Raw genomic sequence first — 15318 nt, forward strand, 5'->3', positions numbered from 1 at the left:
GGCAGTTGCTGGCACTCTGGCCCTTGGGGCCTGTGGTTCGGGTGGTACAGCTGGCGCACCGGCTTCCGACCCTGCGGAGGTGACAGGTACGCTCCGGGTGCTTGTGCCGAGCTACCCTGCCAGTAATGAGGGCAAGGCCCAGCTTGAGAAGGTCGTCACCTCGTTCAAGACGAAGTACCCGAAGGTCACGGTGGAACCCGACTTCGCTACCTTCGACACTTTGAACCAGAAGATCTCTACCTCCATCGCCGGCGGGCAGGGATATGACGTCCTGGTCACCGGAATCGGATGGGTCCCTCCGTTCGCTGCCAAGAACGTCTTTGAAGACCTGTCCACGTTCGGCGCAACGGCGGATTCGCTCGGCGCGTCGACCAACCCGGCTCTCGTGCCGGCTGCGGAGTACAAGGGCAAGGTCTATGCCGTTCCGCTGATCGCAGGGCCAAAGCCCTTGGCCCTGCGGAAGTCACTCTTCGAAAAGGCAGGCCTTGATCCGTCAAAGCCGCCGACAACCATGGCCGAAATCAAGACCGCTGCCGAGAAGCTCACCGTCAAGGATGCAGCCGGGAACATCACCCAGGCCGGCTTTGACTTCTGGGCCGCGCCGGGCGGCTACCGTCAGGACTTCGTCGCTTTGCTCGGTTCGCTGGGCAAGCCTTTGTATAACACCGACGGTGAGGCCGAGTTCGCCGGCTCCGAGGGCGTTCAGACCCTTGAATGGATGAAGAGCATGGTGAACAACGTGCAGAAGTACGGTGCGCAGAACGCGGCGAAATCCCCGCTTGTCAACACGGGCGAAGCTGCCATGGGGTTCACTGGCGGCTACATTGACTGCTCCGACAAGGGCGTTGGGAAGGCCGTCTGTGATGACCTTGTCTACTTCAACCTCGAGGACAAGGAAGGCTCCATGTTCACCGGCGGGCAGCTTGCCTCGGTTGGTAAGAGCAGCAAGTTGAAAGCTGCGGCCTGGGATTTCATCCAGGAGCTGAGCAAGCCGGAAGCTGAAGCGGGCATCGCTACCCTGAACTTCGCCGTCCCGGCGGGCAAGGATGCCGCGGACTCGGAGGTCGTAAAGTCGAACCCGGCGAGCACGTTCGTGGCCGCGAACCTTGATGACGCCAAGTTTGAGGGCGGAGCGGCCAACTGGCTCGATCTCCGGGGGACGTTCGGAACAAGCCTTGACGACGCCCTCCTGGGTAAGAAGTCAGCTGAGGAGACGCTCAAGGCTCTGGAGCAGCAGTCAAAGTGAGCGCTCTCAAGGAATCCAAACCAGCGGTGCGCGCGGCGGGGGCGGCTCACACTCGCGCCGCGCGCCCTGCGGGGCGGAAGTCACGGCTCACCCGCCAGCAGTCACGCGCCGGCTGGCTGCTCCTGGCGCCGGCCCTGCTGCACTCAACGTTCTTTCTCGCTGTTCCGGCCTTCGCCGCAATCTTCCTGAGCTTCACGAACTACGATTTCTCGGGTGCCTGGCAGTTGATCGGCACAGAGAACTACGTAGAGCTGTTTCAGGACACCCGGTTCCAGGCCGCGTTCCGCAACACCATCCTCTACACCCTCGCCGTGGTTCCCCTGTCCATGGGTTTGGCTTTGCTGATCGCATTGGGTTTGAACCAAAAGATTCGCGGTCTGGGGTTTTTTAGGACGGTCTATTACCTGCCAGTCGTGACCGCGACTGTGGCTGTCGCCTCAGTGTGGCTCTGGATCTACCATCCGGGCGCCGGCCTTGCCAACGCTGTTGGAAGCCTTTTCGGATTATCCCGTTCCGAGTGGCTGAATGATCCCTCCACAGCGCTGCCCGCCTTGATCGCCGTCGGCATCTGGCAGGGACTGGGTGCAAAGATGATCGTGTACCTGGCCGCTCTTCAGGGCGTATCCAAGGAACTGTTGGAGGCTGCAAACCTTGATGGTGCCAACCGCTGGCAGGTATTCCGGAATGTGATCTGGCCAGCTTTGGGACCGGCCCACTACTTCGTGCTAATCACCGCGATCGTGCAGACGTTCCAGGTCTTCGACCTTGTCTTCGTGATGACCAAGGGCGGTCCGGTCAATTCCACTACCGTGCTGACCTTCGACATCTACAACAACGCCTTTGAAGGCCTCCGGCTGGGCTACGCTTCCGCCGAAACGGTCATCATGCTCATACTTGTCGCTGCCTTCATCTACCTGGGTGGTCGTTCGCAAAGGAAGAACCAGGATGGTTAAGACGAAACTAACGCCAGGACGCGTGGCCCTCTACGCCGTACTCTCACTGGGCAGTTTGCTCATGGTCGGTCCGTTCATCTGGATGATCCTCACCGCGCTCAAATCAACCGGCGAGGTCGGCACATTCACTTGGCTGCCCAGGGAGTTCCACTGGTCCAACTTCGTGGAAGCCATGGACGCAGCACCATTCCTGCGGTATTTCTGGAACAGCCTGGTGCTCACGGTCGGGCAGACAGCCCTGACCTTGGTCTTCTGCACTATGGCTGGCTACGCCTTGGCAAAAGCTCCGATCCGGGGGGCGAAGGGAATCCTGAACTATTTCATCGCCCTGATGATGGTTCCCTTCCAGATCATTCTGGTGCCCCTGTTTCTCCTGGTGAAGTCCATCCCGTTCTTCGGTGGCAACGACATCCTCGGGATGGGCGGGACCGGGTGGCTCAACACCTGGTGGGCCCTGATCATCCCGCTGGCGATCGCACCGCTCTACACCTTCCTTGCCCGCCAGTTCTACGTCACGCTTCCTTCCGAGCTGGCCGACGCGGCGCGGGTGGACGGGCTTGGGGAATTCGGAATCTTCTTCCGGATCATGACGCCCCTGGTCAAGCCCGCTCTGGTCACCATCGGCGTCTTTCAGGTAGAAGCGGCGTGGAACAGCTTCCTATGGCCCCTCATTGTCACCAACTCCGATGAGCTCCGCCCCCTGCAAGTGGGACTCGCGATCTTCTCCCAGGATCCGCTCAACGTGCAATGGCCCTACCTCATGGCCGGGGCGACGCTCGCCACGCTGCCCATGATCACCCTGTTCATCTTTGCCCAGAAACGATTCGTCGAGGGCATGGCCAGCGCAGGTCTCAAGGGCTAACCCTTCAAACAAGAGGAACAACATGATTACGCCGTCAGCCTCAACGCTGGGCGCGCCCGGAGTACCCGTGGACGTCGTCCTGTCATGGCTGCAACAACACCACATCCATGGCGTCGAACTGCGGCTCGCTGGAGGCGAAATTGCCGACCCGGACATGGACGCTGCGGCCCGGCATGACCTCCGCCACCAGATAAACGCAGCAGGCGTGCAGGTCACAGGCATCGCCAGCTACGTGAAGGTGGCGGCCCCTGGCGCCGATGAGACAGTTGTCGCCGGGCTCATCCGGGCGGTTGACTTCGCCAGGGACCTTGGAGCACCAATGGTCCGGGTATTCCCCGGAGCAGACACCGGACCTGCCGCCTTCACCGATGCCCCGCCCCTGACGGAACCACGTGAGGAGGTGGATGGACGCGCGGCACGCAGGCTCAGTGCCGTCACCTCATACGCTGCCGACTCCGGCGTCCTGCCGGTGCTGGAGACTCACGATTCGCATCCCGCCGGAACAGACATCGCAGCGATCCTCAACCGTGTGGACGGCCCCGTTGGGGTGGTGTGGGATTTGTTGCATCCCTGGCGTGTGGGCGAACAGCTGGAAGAGACGTGGAAGACCCTCGAACCCTGGCTGGCGACCGGCCGCGGCAGCGTCCAGATCAAAGACGCCGACATGCCGGCCAGCAGCACACCGCTGCCCATCGGCAAAGGTTCATTGCCGACTGAGGAAATTGGCCAGCTGCTGGTCCGCAACGCCTACCGCGGAGCGGTCACTCTTGAGTGGGAGAAGGCATGGTATCCGGAGGCGGCGCAACTGGACGTAGCGCTGCCTTCCCTCCGGACATGGCTCGACAGACATTGGGATGGGGACATCAATTGAGTGCAGCACTGCACAGCATCGCCGCGCCGGGAACGCCTGTGTTCAGGCCCAAAGTTGCCCTGGCGATGCAGGATGCTGACCTGCGGGACGCACTGTTTTCCAAACGTCTCCGCAGTCGGCTCGAATCAATGTGTGACTGCGACTTCAGCATGGTCATTCAGGACTTCGAAGCGACACCCGATGATGCCATCCGAGATGTCGATGTTCTCCTCACGGGCTGGTTCTCTCCGCGCATCGACGCAACGGTTCTTGCCCGCATGCCCCGGCTCAGGCTCATTGCCCACGCAGGGGGAAGCGTCAAAGGACACATCCTGCCCGAATGCTGGGAGCGGGGAATAACAGTGACAACGGCTGCAGAGGCCAATGCACTGCCGGTGGCCGAGTACACCCTCGGACTCATCCTCCTGGCCGGAAAATCAACGATCGCTGCCAGCCACCTCTACAAGCAGCGCCAAACCAAAATCGATCGAGAGCGGGAGTTTCCGGAAACCGGCAACTACGAGCGGGCCATCGGGATCGTCGGAGCATCCACCATCGGACGACTCGTTCTTGAGCGCCTCCGGCCCTTCGACTTCGATGTCACAGTGTACGATCCCACGATCAGCGACGCCGAAGCACTGCGGCTGGGCGCACGCCGGGTGAGCCTGGATGAACTCATGAGCTGCAGCGATATCGTGTCCTTGCACGCGCCGGTTCTGCCAGAGACCCTGCACATGATCGGCCCCGCCCAGCTTGCTGCAATGAAGGACGGCTCGACACTCATCAACACGGCACGGGGTGAACTCGTGGACCACAATGCACTGGTTGATGAGCTGGAGACGGGGCGGCTCAATGCTTTCCTCGACGTCACCAGCCCGGAACCTCTGCCGGCCGGCCACCCGTTATTCAGCCTTCCCAATGTCCTGCTGACACCCCATATTGCCGGTTCGATGGGCACGGAGCTTCACCGCCTGGCAGCCTATGCACTGGATGAAATTGAACGTTACGCCGCGGCCGCACCGCAGCGGTTCCCGGTCGGCCTGACTGACCTGATGAGGATGGCATAAACATGGAAACCGGCAATATTGCGTGGTCTAACGGCACGCTGCATCTGGCGCTTATTATCGATATGGAAAGCCCGGTCGGGATCGCCTACCTGCACCCGGCAGAAGCACCGTCGGTTCCGCTGGCATCCGGTCCTGCACTCGTGGAAATTCTCACTGTAGAGGAGGGAAGAGCCAGAACCAGTCAACGGTACGCCGAATCAGCCGTCGGTAAGCGCCTCAGATACGCCCACCACACAGCCACAACGGAGGGTAACTGGCACGTCCTCACAGTGCTGCAGCGCGACGCAGAAACCGGATTGGAAGTAGAAGCTGTCCTCCGTGCCGCAAACGGCGGCCGTACCATCCAGGCTGTGACGACTATCCGCAACCACGGAAGCAACCCGGTCTCGCTCCAGGCCGTGTCCACCCTGGCACTCCCAATCCTGGCCGGACACCGGCCTGCCGACGCCGGAAGCTTGCGGCTGGCCTCGGCCACCTCGCAATGGCTGGGTGAGAACCAATGGACACTTGAGGACGTACGCCGTGCTCTGCCTGATTTGAACCTGGGTCTTCATGCACAGGACCAGCGGGGGCATCTGCTTCGTGCTTCGACCTCATCCTGGTCCACCGGGGGGCCGTTGCCCACAGCGGCTCTCGTGGACGCCGATGACCGGTGGTGCTGGATGTGGCAGGTCGAACATAACGGGGGATGGGCCTGGGAACTGAGCGAGACCCGCGACGGTCTCTGCCTCGCCCTGCTCGGGCCGACAGATGACCAACATAGCTGGCTGCATTCCCTGCAGCCCGGCGAGGAATTTTCCACCGTGCCGGCAGCCCTGGCTATCAGCCAGGAAGGGCTGCAGGGTGCACTCGCTGACATGACATCGCACCGCCGGGCACTCCGTGGCTTGCCCGCGTCCTCAGGGCCGGCAGTAATCTACAACGATTTCATGAATACCCTCATGGGTGACCCCACCACTCAAAAACTCCTGCCCCTGATCGAGAGTGCGAAGTCCGCCGGCGCAGACGTGTTCTGCATCGACGCAGGCTGGTACGACGACGGGACCGACTGGTGGGACGCGGTCGGGGAGTGGCAACCGTCCACCGCCCGCTTTCCCAACGGGCTAAGCGAAGTCACCGACGCCATTGGACTCCATGGCATGGGCGTGGGCATCTGGCTTGAACCCGAAGTCATCGGAGTACGCAGCCCCATCGCTGATGCGCTGCCGGAAGCGGCCTTCCTGCAGCGCAACGGTACGCGGGTGGTGGAACACGGCAGATACCACCTGGACTTCCGCCACCCGGCCGCCAGGGCACATCTTGACCAAACTGTGGACCGGCTCGTCCGTGACTTCGGAGTGAGCTATTTCAAGCTTGACTACAACATCACCGCCGGCCCAGGATCAGACGTCGATGCCAGCTCCACCGGCGCCGGCCTGCTCGGGCACAACCGCGCCTACCTTGACTGGCTCGACGGCATAAAGGCCCGGCACCCGCTGGTCACGATCGAAAATTGCGCTTCGGGGGCCATGCGGCAGGACTACGCCCTGTTGTCCCGCCTGGACCTCCAGTCCACGTCCGACCAGCAGGACCTGCTCAGGTACCCGCCGATCGCAGCCAATGCCTTCTTCAGTGTCCTGCCGGAACAGGCAGCCCATTGGGCCTACCCACAACCCGAGATGGACGATGAGGAAATCCGCTTCACCATGGCAACCGGGATGCTCGGCCGGATGTGCCTCTCGGGCTTCCTGGACAAGATGACTGCCGGCCAGCTGGCGCTGGTACGTGAAGCCGTTTCGGAGCACAAGGCATTACTTCCGGAAATCGAAGCGTCCAGCGCCTTCTATCCCTCAGGAATACCCCTCTGGAATGATCAGTGGTTGTCTGTCGGACTCCGGGCTTCCGAAAGGGACCTGGTTACCGTATGGCAGCGCGGTCACGATCAGAACGAGTTGACCCTGCATTTGCCTCGTTGGACCGGGCAGGAAATTACGATTTGCTGGCTGGGATCCGGTAGAGGTTTCGAGACAAAGTGGGACCCATCCGGGTACTTATTCCTCTCTGCCACGCCACGGAGCCGGCACCCTTTCGCAGCAACCTTCACCGTGCAGGCTGCATAGAGGCGGGCATTGGGGGTGCGCCTCAGCACCGGGTGCCCGGCAACTGAGCATCCCTCCCGCCGGTTTCGTCGAAAAACTTGCGATTCCCTGATTCGGAGAAGAAGAAGCTATGTACAAACTGGCCAACAGCATCAGGGATTACCCCTGGGGGTCCAAGACACTCATCGCCGACTACCTTGACCGGAGCCCCTCAGGTGCTCCCGAGGCGGAAATGTGGATAGGCGCCCATCCCGGAGCGCCGTCTGTGGCACTCTTGGACACAGGTCACACACGCCTGGATGAGGTGATAGATGCTGACCCGGAAGGTCTGCTGGGGCCACGCAGCCGGGCTGCCTTTGGGAACGCCCTGCCATTTCTGATGAAGGTGCTGGCTGCTGAATCTCCGCTGTCACTTCAGGTGCACCCAAACCGGGAACAGGCTGCCACCGGCTTCGCAGCCGAAGAGGCCCTCGGTGTCCCGAAAGATGCGCAGACACGCAACTACAAGGACCACAACCACAAGCCCGAGATGATCCTGGCCCTAACGGACTTCGACGCTTTGTGCGGATTCCGCTCCGCCGCCGAGACCAAAGCGATTTTCGAAGCGCTCGTGACATCTTTCAGGGAGACAGGCACCGAAAGCCCCAAGGTCCTGCACCAGATAAGCTGCATTCTCGCCGGAGCAGACGAACCAACTTCCATCCAGCAAGCCTTCGCGGGTCTGATCAGGGGCGGCGACGAAGTCTCCCGCGCGGTTCAGGCCACGGCGGCGCTGCTGAAATCCACCCCTTACGATGGCCCCCACCCCGCGGCGCTGAAAACGGCACTGGAGCTCAACGAAGCGTACCCGGGCGACCCGGGGGTTCTGATATCCCTCCTCCTGAACAGAGTGTCCCTTCGTCCGGGCGAAGCGGTGTACCTGCCCGCCGGAAACATTCACGCCTATCTGCACGGCCTGGGTATCGAGGTGATGGCATCTTCGGATAACGTGCTGCGCGGCGGACTAACCACCAAGCACATCGACGTTGACGAGCTGCTGAGAACAGTGGTCTTCATGCCACTGCCCGTTCCACGACTCGCCCCGACTTCTCCCGCAAAAGGCCACCTGATCTGGCAGCCTCCCTTCGACGAGTTCCAATTGCAGCGGATCGAACTGGAACCAGGAGGCCGGAGCCCGGAGCTGCCGGCAGGGGTTCCGGTGCTTGTCCTGGTGGCCTCCGGCAGTGGTGTGCTTGAGACAAGAGCGCAGTCGTTTGAACTGGGGCAAGGCGACAGCGCTTTTACCGGCGCCAATGAGACCCCTGTGACGTTGCGGGCAGCCACGGAGCCGGTGGTGGCATTCGTCGCCACCACGGGGATCCAGGAACCGACGCCACACTGATCATGACCGTTTCCTTACGACCACGTCAGGCGTGATATGACCAACTCAACAAACTCCCAGTTCACAGCTGAGGGGATCCGTACGGCCAGCGGTGCAACGGGAGCCTTGATCGGTTTGGATATTGGTGGAACCAAGACCCACGGCGTACGGTTCGAAAACGGCGTGCCTGTCGCTGAGTGTATCGCAGGCAGTGCCAACGTCCAGAACGTTAGCCGGGAAGCTGCCCAGGCCAACCTCGCAGAGCTTTTCGCGGACATTGGCTACGGAGACATCAGGCAGGTGTACGCCGGTGCCGGCGGAATCGACACCGAAGCCGATGCCGAAGCCCTGAAAGCTCTCATTGGCCCTTTCGCGCCGACAGCCGTGACCACCGTCGTCCACGACTCGCGGCTGCTGCTGGCAGCAGGCCGTGTCAGCACCGGCGTCGCCGTCATCGCCGGGACGGGGTCAGCGGCCTGGGGGCGTAATCCGCGCGGAGCCGAGGCCCGGGCAGGGGGCTGGGGATACCTGCTGGGAGATGAAGGAAGCGGATACTGGCTCGGCCGGGAAGCTGTGCGCCACAGCCTGCGCAGGATGAACCAAGGCTACGAAGCGGACACCCTCACCCGGGCTCTTCTAGGCGCCTGCGACCTGGACCATCCGAACCAACTGATCGCGCTGTTCCACTCGGCGGGCACAGGACGCCGCTACTGGGCGCAGCAGGCACGTTTGGTAGTAGACGCCGCTGACGCTGGACACGTCCCCAGTCAGAAGATGCTTGATCGTGCCGGGCAGGATCTCGCTGATATGACCGCGCAGACACTGTCTCAATTGGGCATCTCGGGACCTGTTGTTCTGGGCGGAGGCCTTGGCATGCACGTACCGCGGCTTCAATCAGCTTTCCGTGAAGAATTGGCCAAGGACGGAATCACTGATGTCCGCAGTGTTGACCAGGCCCCTGTCTTCGGTGTCACCCAGCTCGTCGCCGAACATCTGACGCGCTCGAACTAGCCGTAGTTTTCAATCGTCTCAATCCTTGTCGACATTTCGCCCGCCGCGTTGAAGCGGCATGGAGGCCTTCATGCAGTCCGTTCACGTCCCCGCAACAGATATTTTCCCGGTCGCCCCTTCGGCGGGTGTTTTTTCGCCACTGCCCTTACCTGCCGTATCGCTGTCGGGAGGCTTTTGGGGGGAACGCCAAGAACTAAACCGCGCCGCCATCATTCCCCATGCGGTCTCCTGGGTCACCCGCCTTGACTGGCTGGGCAACCTTGAAAAGGCGGCCGGGAAGGAGAAGTACGAACACCGGGGACGGGAATTCGCCGACTCGGAGATCTATAAGCTGATCGAAGCCATGTCTTGGGAACATGCCCGCTCGGGCGAAACGGAACTCAGTGAGATCCTGGATGCCTTCATCGACAAGGTGGCCCAAGCCCAGGATCCCGACGGATACCTCCACACTCTTTTTGGCCGGCCCTGGCAGCAACCCCGCTACTCCGACTTCAAGTGGGGCCATGAGCTGTACTGTTTCGGCCACCTCATCCAGGCCGCAGTCGCCAACCACCGCGCCACCGGAGCGACAAAGCTCCTGGACGTTGCCCGAAAACTGGCTGACCACGTCTGCACCATGTTCGGGCACGACGGGCTGGATCAAGTATGCGGACACGCCGAAATCGAGGTAGCCCTCGTGGAGCTCTACCGGGTCACCGACGAACGGCGCTACCTGGACCAGGCCAAGACTTTCATCGAACGCAGAGGCACCGGAACGCTGCCCCTCTTCGAATTTGGCCAAGCCTACTGGCAGGACGACATGCCCGTCCGGGCCGCCACCGTCCTGCGCGGCCATGCCGTTCGCGCCTTGTACCTGGCAGCCGGCGCAGTCGACGCTGCGGTTGAAACCAACGACACCGAACTCCTCGATGCCCTGAAGCTCCAGTGGCAAAACACCGTCGCCCGCCGCACCTACATCACCGGCGGAATGGGCTCTCACCACATGGACGAAGCCTACGGGGAAGACTTCGTGCTCCCGCCGGACCGCTCGTACTGCGAAACATGCGCCGGAGTCGCCTCCAACATGTTCAGCTGGCGCCTGCTGCTGGCCACCGGCGACCCGCAATACGCGGACCTGATCGAGCGCACACTCTACAACATTGTGGCGACCTCGCCCTCCGCCGACGGCAGGTCCTTCTTCTACGCCAACACCCTGCACCAGCGCACCACCGCAGGAGAGGCGCCACTGAACGAAGACGGCGTCTGCATCCGGGGAGGCTCAAGCGGCCGTGAAGCGTGGTTTGAAGTGTCCTGCTGCCCGCCCAACGTGGCCCGGACACTCGCCAGCCTCAGCTCCTATGTAGCAACCATGGACGCCGACGGGGTGCAGATCCACCAGTATGCGGCAGGACGCATCCGCGCCGAACTGGCCACCGGCGCCCTGATCCTGGACATCGAAACAAGCTACCCGGCCACTGGACGGATCACGCTGACCGTGGCGGACGCGCCCGGTACTCCCGTCAGCATCAGTCTGCGGGTTCCCGCCTGGGCCACCGGCGCAACGCTGGATGCCGGCGAAGGCACGGAGCCTGCCGTCCTCGGGACAACCACAGTCACCCGGGTTTTCCGGCCCGGCCAGCAAATCATCCTCGACCTTCCCATGGACCCGCGGTTCTCCTGGCCCGATGACCGGATTGACGCTGTCCGCGGCTGCGTGGCCATCGAGCGCGGCCCCGAAGTCTTCGCTCTGGAATCCATCGACCTCCCAGTCGGATGGGGACTCTCCGACGCCCAAATAGACACCACAGCGGGCATCGGCGAAAAGGACGGCACCGTCACCGTACGGCTTGTCGGACTGCACCGCAGGAAGTCCGGCAGCGCCTGGCCCTTCAACAGCCTAAATGAGGCGGTGACCGCTGCCAGCGCCCAAGCGGCGCTGGTGCCGTACCACTCCTGGGCAGAGCGGGGGAGCTCCACCATGCGGATCTGGATCCCGGCGTACAGCCCGACCGTCCAATAGCACTTTAATAGCGTCGAATGTGACTTGAATAACACCGGGCGTTTGTCGTAGGGTTTCTGATATCGATTTCACTGGGTCCATTTTTCAAGATGCAGCACACCGCGTCCCCAGTCCGTAAAAGCTCGACTCCAACAAAGGCGTCAGGAACTATGTCCAACATCAAGACGGCTCCCTTTGCGGATCCGGCATCCACGCAGGATCCGCCAACAGGGTCAGGTCCGCTGCCCGACCGCGGCAGCGGCACAAGGAATAGACGATCTTTCAAGGCCCGGCTTCGTACCGACTGGCCACTGCTGCTGCTCGCCGCGCCGGGAATCGTGCTGATTCTGGCCTTCCACTATGTGCCGCTCCTCGGCAATGTCATCGCTTTCAAGGATTACCAGCCGTTCATTGGCATCTGGGACAGCCCGTGGGTCGGGCTGGAAAACTTCAGGGTGCTCTTCAATGGCGACCCTGCCTTCATGAGGGCCCTCGGGAACACGCTTATCATTCTGGTCTTGCAGGTGGTATTGGTTTTCCCCGCTCCCATCGCGCTTGCGCTGTTGCTCAACAGCCTGATGTCGAACCGGCTCAAGCAGTGGGTCCAGAGCATCCTCTATCTGCCGCACTTTATGTCCTGGGTCATCGTCGTGGCTGTGTTTCAGCACATGCTCGGTGGTGGAGGGCTGCTGAACTCGATGCTGCGGTCTGCAGACTTGGCCACCGTGTCGATCATCGGCAACCCTGACCTGTTCAGGGCATTGATCACCTCGCAAGTGATCTGGAAGGACACCGGGTGGGCCACCATCCTGTTTTTGGCCGCTTTGGCCGGCATCGACCAGTCACTGCATGAAGCTGCAGCAGTAGACGGGGCCTCACCCTGGCGGCGAACCTGGCACGTCACGCTGCCGGGCCTGCGCGGACTGATCATCCTGCTGCTCATCCTCCGGCTGGGCGACGCCCTGACGGTCGGCTTCGAGCAGATCATCCTTCAGCAACAACACGTCGGGCTTGAGGTTTCAGAAGTTCTGGACACCTACGTCTTCAATAACGGAGTCATCGGCGGAGCATGGGGCGTCAGCACAGCAGTGGGATTGGTGAAGGGGATCGTGGGCCTGGCGCTGGTCCTTGGCGCGAACAAACTGGCCCACATGTTCGGAGAAAGGGGCGTGTACCACTCATGATCAGTTCCACAGCCACCAAGCGCACGGGACGCGAGCGGCGTTCCGCGGCCAGCGATCGGCCCATGTGGATGGGCAAGCCACACCCTGCTGTTCAGGCACTCAAGGCTGTCGTTCTCACTGTTGCCTGCGCCCTGGTTATCCTGCCCTTCGTTGCAGTGATCTCAACCAGCCTCTCCGATGAGGAAACGGTGCGGCAGGCCGGCGGTTTCGTCCTCTGGACCAGCGACCCGACTTTCGCCGCATACCAGCAGATATTCTCAGGGGGCGTGGTCACCCGCTCCGTCATGGTCAGCACAGGCGTGACTCTGGTCGGGACGCTCATCAGCATTGTTACGACAGTCGCCCTTGCCTACGGGCTGGCACGGCCTAAAACGCTGGGGGCCAAGCCATTGTTGATGACAGTCCTCTTCACCCTGCTCTTCGCCCCCGGGCTCATTCCCTCCTATCTGATGGTGAAGGAACTGGGCCTGATCGACTCCTACTGGGCACTCATCCTTCCAGTTGCCGTCAACGCATTCAACGTGATCGTGGTGCGGTCCTTCTTTATGGACATTCCGCAGGAACTCATCGACAGCGCCCGGATTGACGGCGCCTCCGAGTTCACCGTCCTCACCCGCATCGTTCTCCCGCTCTCCCGCGCGGTGATCGCCGTCGTCGCCCTCTTCTATGCGGTGGGCTATTGGAACGCGTTCTTCAACGCCGTCCTCTACCTCAACGACAATTCCAAGTGGCCCCTGCAGCTCGTCCTGCGAACCTTTGTTGTGCAGGGCCAGACCTACCAGCAATCGCTGGACGGCTCCATCCCGCCGCCGCAGGCCGCTCTGCAAATGGCCATCCTCGTGGTCTCCATTGTGCCCATCCTCATTGTTTACCCATTCCTGCAGAAGCATTTCGCTAAAGGCATGCTCACCGGTGCTGTCAAAGGCTGACGCCCTGCAGGTTCCAGTCCGCAATTTTTTTCAAAGGAGAAACAACATGACCGTTCATAAACCATCGCGGCGGCGATTCCTCAGCGCAGCAGTCCTGCTGGGCGGCGCGGCAGGCACCGGGCTGCTGTCCGGCTGTGGCGGCGGTTCCTCCACCGGGAACGCCGCCGCCAACACCACAGTGATTCTTCCCACCTACATCCCCTCTGACCTGGTGGCCGCTGATCTGCCCGGCAAGGGCGCGGCAATTCAGCCGGGTTTCTTTAAGTACCCGCTCGATGACCTGAAAAAGACCGTAGAGCAGGCCCCGGGTGTCGGCAGCGCCTTCAGTTTCCTCACCCTGACGTTTGGCGCGGTAGGAACCCCGAAGGAGCAGAACAAGTACTGGCAGTTCATGAACAAGGAACTGAACGCAGACATGGACGTCCAGACCACCCTCGCGGATTCTTATCTGCAGAAGGTCCAGACCGTCGTCGCCGGCGGGCAGATCCCTGACATGGTGACCTTCGGCAGCAACTACCCGATTCCGCAGACCCCGGCCCTGCTGAAGTCCAAATTCACCGAGATCACCACCCATGTCTCCGGGGACGCCATCAAGGACTACCCGAACCTGGCCAACATCCCCTCGGAGGCCTGGCAGGCGACCGTTTTCAACGGCGGCATCTACGGGGTCCCCTGCCCGCGGCCCACAGGCGGGGCGCCCATTCTGGCCTACACTGACAGCTTCGCGGCAGCCGGCGTGGCGGATGCACCCGGGAGCCTTGATGAGCTGCGTGAAGCCCTCAAGGCCGTCACTGAGCCGGGCAAATCCCTGTGGGGGGTCTCCAACCCCTTTTCGGCTGCCTACTACGGACGCCTGGGTAACGGTTCGCCCAACAACTGGCGTGAAGATGGTGGCAAATTCACCCACGAAATCGAAACCGAAGAGTTCGAGGCGGCGCTGGCGTGGGCAGTCGGGGTCAAACAGGACGGATCAATCCACCCGGACGGGATCACGGTTGAAGACGGCAACCGGCTGTTCGGTGCCCGTAACGTGGCCACAACCCTCGGCAGTGCTACCGGCTGGCCGGGCGTCTACGCTTCTGCTGCGAAGGCCGGCACGAAAGTCGCGCCCTGGGTCGCTCCCGGCGCCCCAGGCAAGAAGGCGGTGCTCCACGCCAGCAGCCCGTACGGGTTCTTCACTGCCTTTGCAAAAACAGAGGACACCGAACGCATCAAGGAAATGCTCCGTATCGCCAATTACATGGCATCCCCGTTTGGCAGCCAGGAACATCTCAACATCACCTATGGCGTCAAAGAGCTCCATTGGACAGAGAAGAGCGGAACCATCAAACCAACCGACCTGGCGAAGACCGAAAAGGGCGTCAGTTTCAGCTACCTCAGCAACGCCCCTATCCCGCAGTTCAACCCCGGCTTCGAGGACGGCACCCAACTGATCCACGAATTCCAGACCAAGACCGAGACCATGCTCATCACTGATCCGAGCCTCGTTCTCTTCTCTGATACCTGGAGCAACAAAAAGGCACAGCTGAACACGCTGATCACTACCGCCATCAACGATGTCGTACTCGGCCGGAAACCTCTAACAACCGTGAAATCCGAACTGGTTCCAGCATGGAAAGCTGCAGGCGGCGAGCAGGCCCGCAAGGAATTCGAGGAGGCTCTCGCCGCACAGTAAGCATCTGGCCGGCGGCGGGAACGGTGACCAGCCTCGGCGCCGTTCCTGCACCGGCCAGTCACGAAAGACCACTGGGTCGCACTCCATCCGGCCCACTCTTGCCCCGAGCCATGCATCCGTCCCGA

12 protein-coding genes are annotated in these 15318 nt (G+C 61.8%); all 12 read left to right on the forward strand.

What is annotated here, in order from left to right; translation table 11 throughout:
* Positions 1–97 precede the first annotated feature (97 nt).
* The 12 genes from ACSQ12_RS09600 (at position 98) to ACSQ12_RS09655 (ending at position 15193) form a co-directional block, all read left to right on the forward strand.
* On the forward strand, positions 98–1246 hold the full coding sequence (locus ACSQ12_RS09600; protein WP_436065215.1) for an extracellular solute-binding protein: 1149 nt from the start codon (positions 98–100) through the stop codon (positions 1244–1246).
* Entirely contained in the window at positions 1243–2199 is a 957-nt protein-coding gene (locus ACSQ12_RS09605; RefSeq protein WP_436065216.1) for a carbohydrate ABC transporter permease, read from the forward strand. The genes ACSQ12_RS09600 and ACSQ12_RS09605 overlap by 4 nt, the downstream gene beginning before the upstream one ends.
* A complete protein-coding gene (locus tag ACSQ12_RS09610; protein ID WP_436065217.1) occupies positions 2192–3061 on the forward strand; it encodes a carbohydrate ABC transporter permease in 870 nt (289 codons plus the stop codon). Before ACSQ12_RS09605 ends, ACSQ12_RS09610 begins: the two co-directional genes overlap by 8 nt.
* Before the next feature lie 22 nt (positions 3062–3083).
* Entirely contained in the window at positions 3084–3932 is an 849-nt protein-coding gene (locus ACSQ12_RS09615; protein WP_436065218.1) for a sugar phosphate isomerase/epimerase family protein, read from the forward strand.
* Positions 3929–4978: a hydroxyacid dehydrogenase gene (locus ACSQ12_RS09620; protein ID WP_436065219.1), complete on the forward strand. Its 1050-nt coding sequence runs from the start codon at positions 3929–3931 to the stop codon at positions 4976–4978. The genes ACSQ12_RS09615 and ACSQ12_RS09620 overlap by 4 nt, the downstream gene beginning before the upstream one ends.
* A 2-nt stretch (positions 4979–4980) precedes the next feature.
* Entirely contained in the window at positions 4981–7077 is a 2097-nt protein-coding gene (locus ACSQ12_RS09625; protein ID WP_436065220.1) for a glycoside hydrolase family 36 protein, read from the forward strand.
* Between the two features lie 109 nt (positions 7078–7186).
* Complete coding sequence (manA, locus tag ACSQ12_RS09630) at positions 7187–8437, forward strand: mannose-6-phosphate isomerase, class I (protein ID WP_436065221.1); 1251 nt, start codon at positions 7187–7189, stop codon at positions 8435–8437.
* 36 nt (positions 8438–8473) lie between these two features.
* The gene (locus ACSQ12_RS09635) at positions 8474–9427 is read left to right on the forward strand and encodes an N-acetylglucosamine kinase (RefSeq protein ID WP_436065222.1); all 954 of its coding nucleotides are present in this window, start codon (positions 8474–8476) and stop codon (positions 9425–9427) included.
* A 70-nt stretch (positions 9428–9497) separates the two neighbouring features.
* On the forward strand, positions 9498–11426 hold the full coding sequence (locus ACSQ12_RS09640; RefSeq protein WP_436065223.1) for a glycoside hydrolase family 127 protein: 1929 nt from the start codon (positions 9498–9500) through the stop codon (positions 11424–11426).
* Positions 11427–11575: 149 nt separating this feature from the next.
* Positions 11576–12589: an ABC transporter permease gene (locus ACSQ12_RS09645; protein WP_436065224.1), complete on the forward strand. Its 1014-nt coding sequence runs from the start codon at positions 11576–11578 to the stop codon at positions 12587–12589.
* On the forward strand, positions 12586–13518 hold the full coding sequence (locus ACSQ12_RS09650) for a carbohydrate ABC transporter permease (RefSeq protein ID WP_436065225.1): 933 nt from the start codon (positions 12586–12588) through the stop codon (positions 13516–13518). The genes ACSQ12_RS09645 and ACSQ12_RS09650 overlap by 4 nt, the downstream gene beginning before the upstream one ends.
* A gap of 46 nt (positions 13519–13564) precedes the next feature.
* A complete protein-coding gene (locus ACSQ12_RS09655; RefSeq protein ID WP_436065226.1) occupies positions 13565–15193 on the forward strand; it encodes a hypothetical protein in 1629 nt (542 codons plus the stop codon).
* Positions 15194–15318 lie beyond the last annotated feature (125 nt).

It is taken from the genome of Arthrobacter sp. LjRoot14 (assembly GCF_964253905.1).
GTDB lineage: Bacteria > Actinomycetota > Actinomycetes > Actinomycetales > Micrococcaceae > Arthrobacter.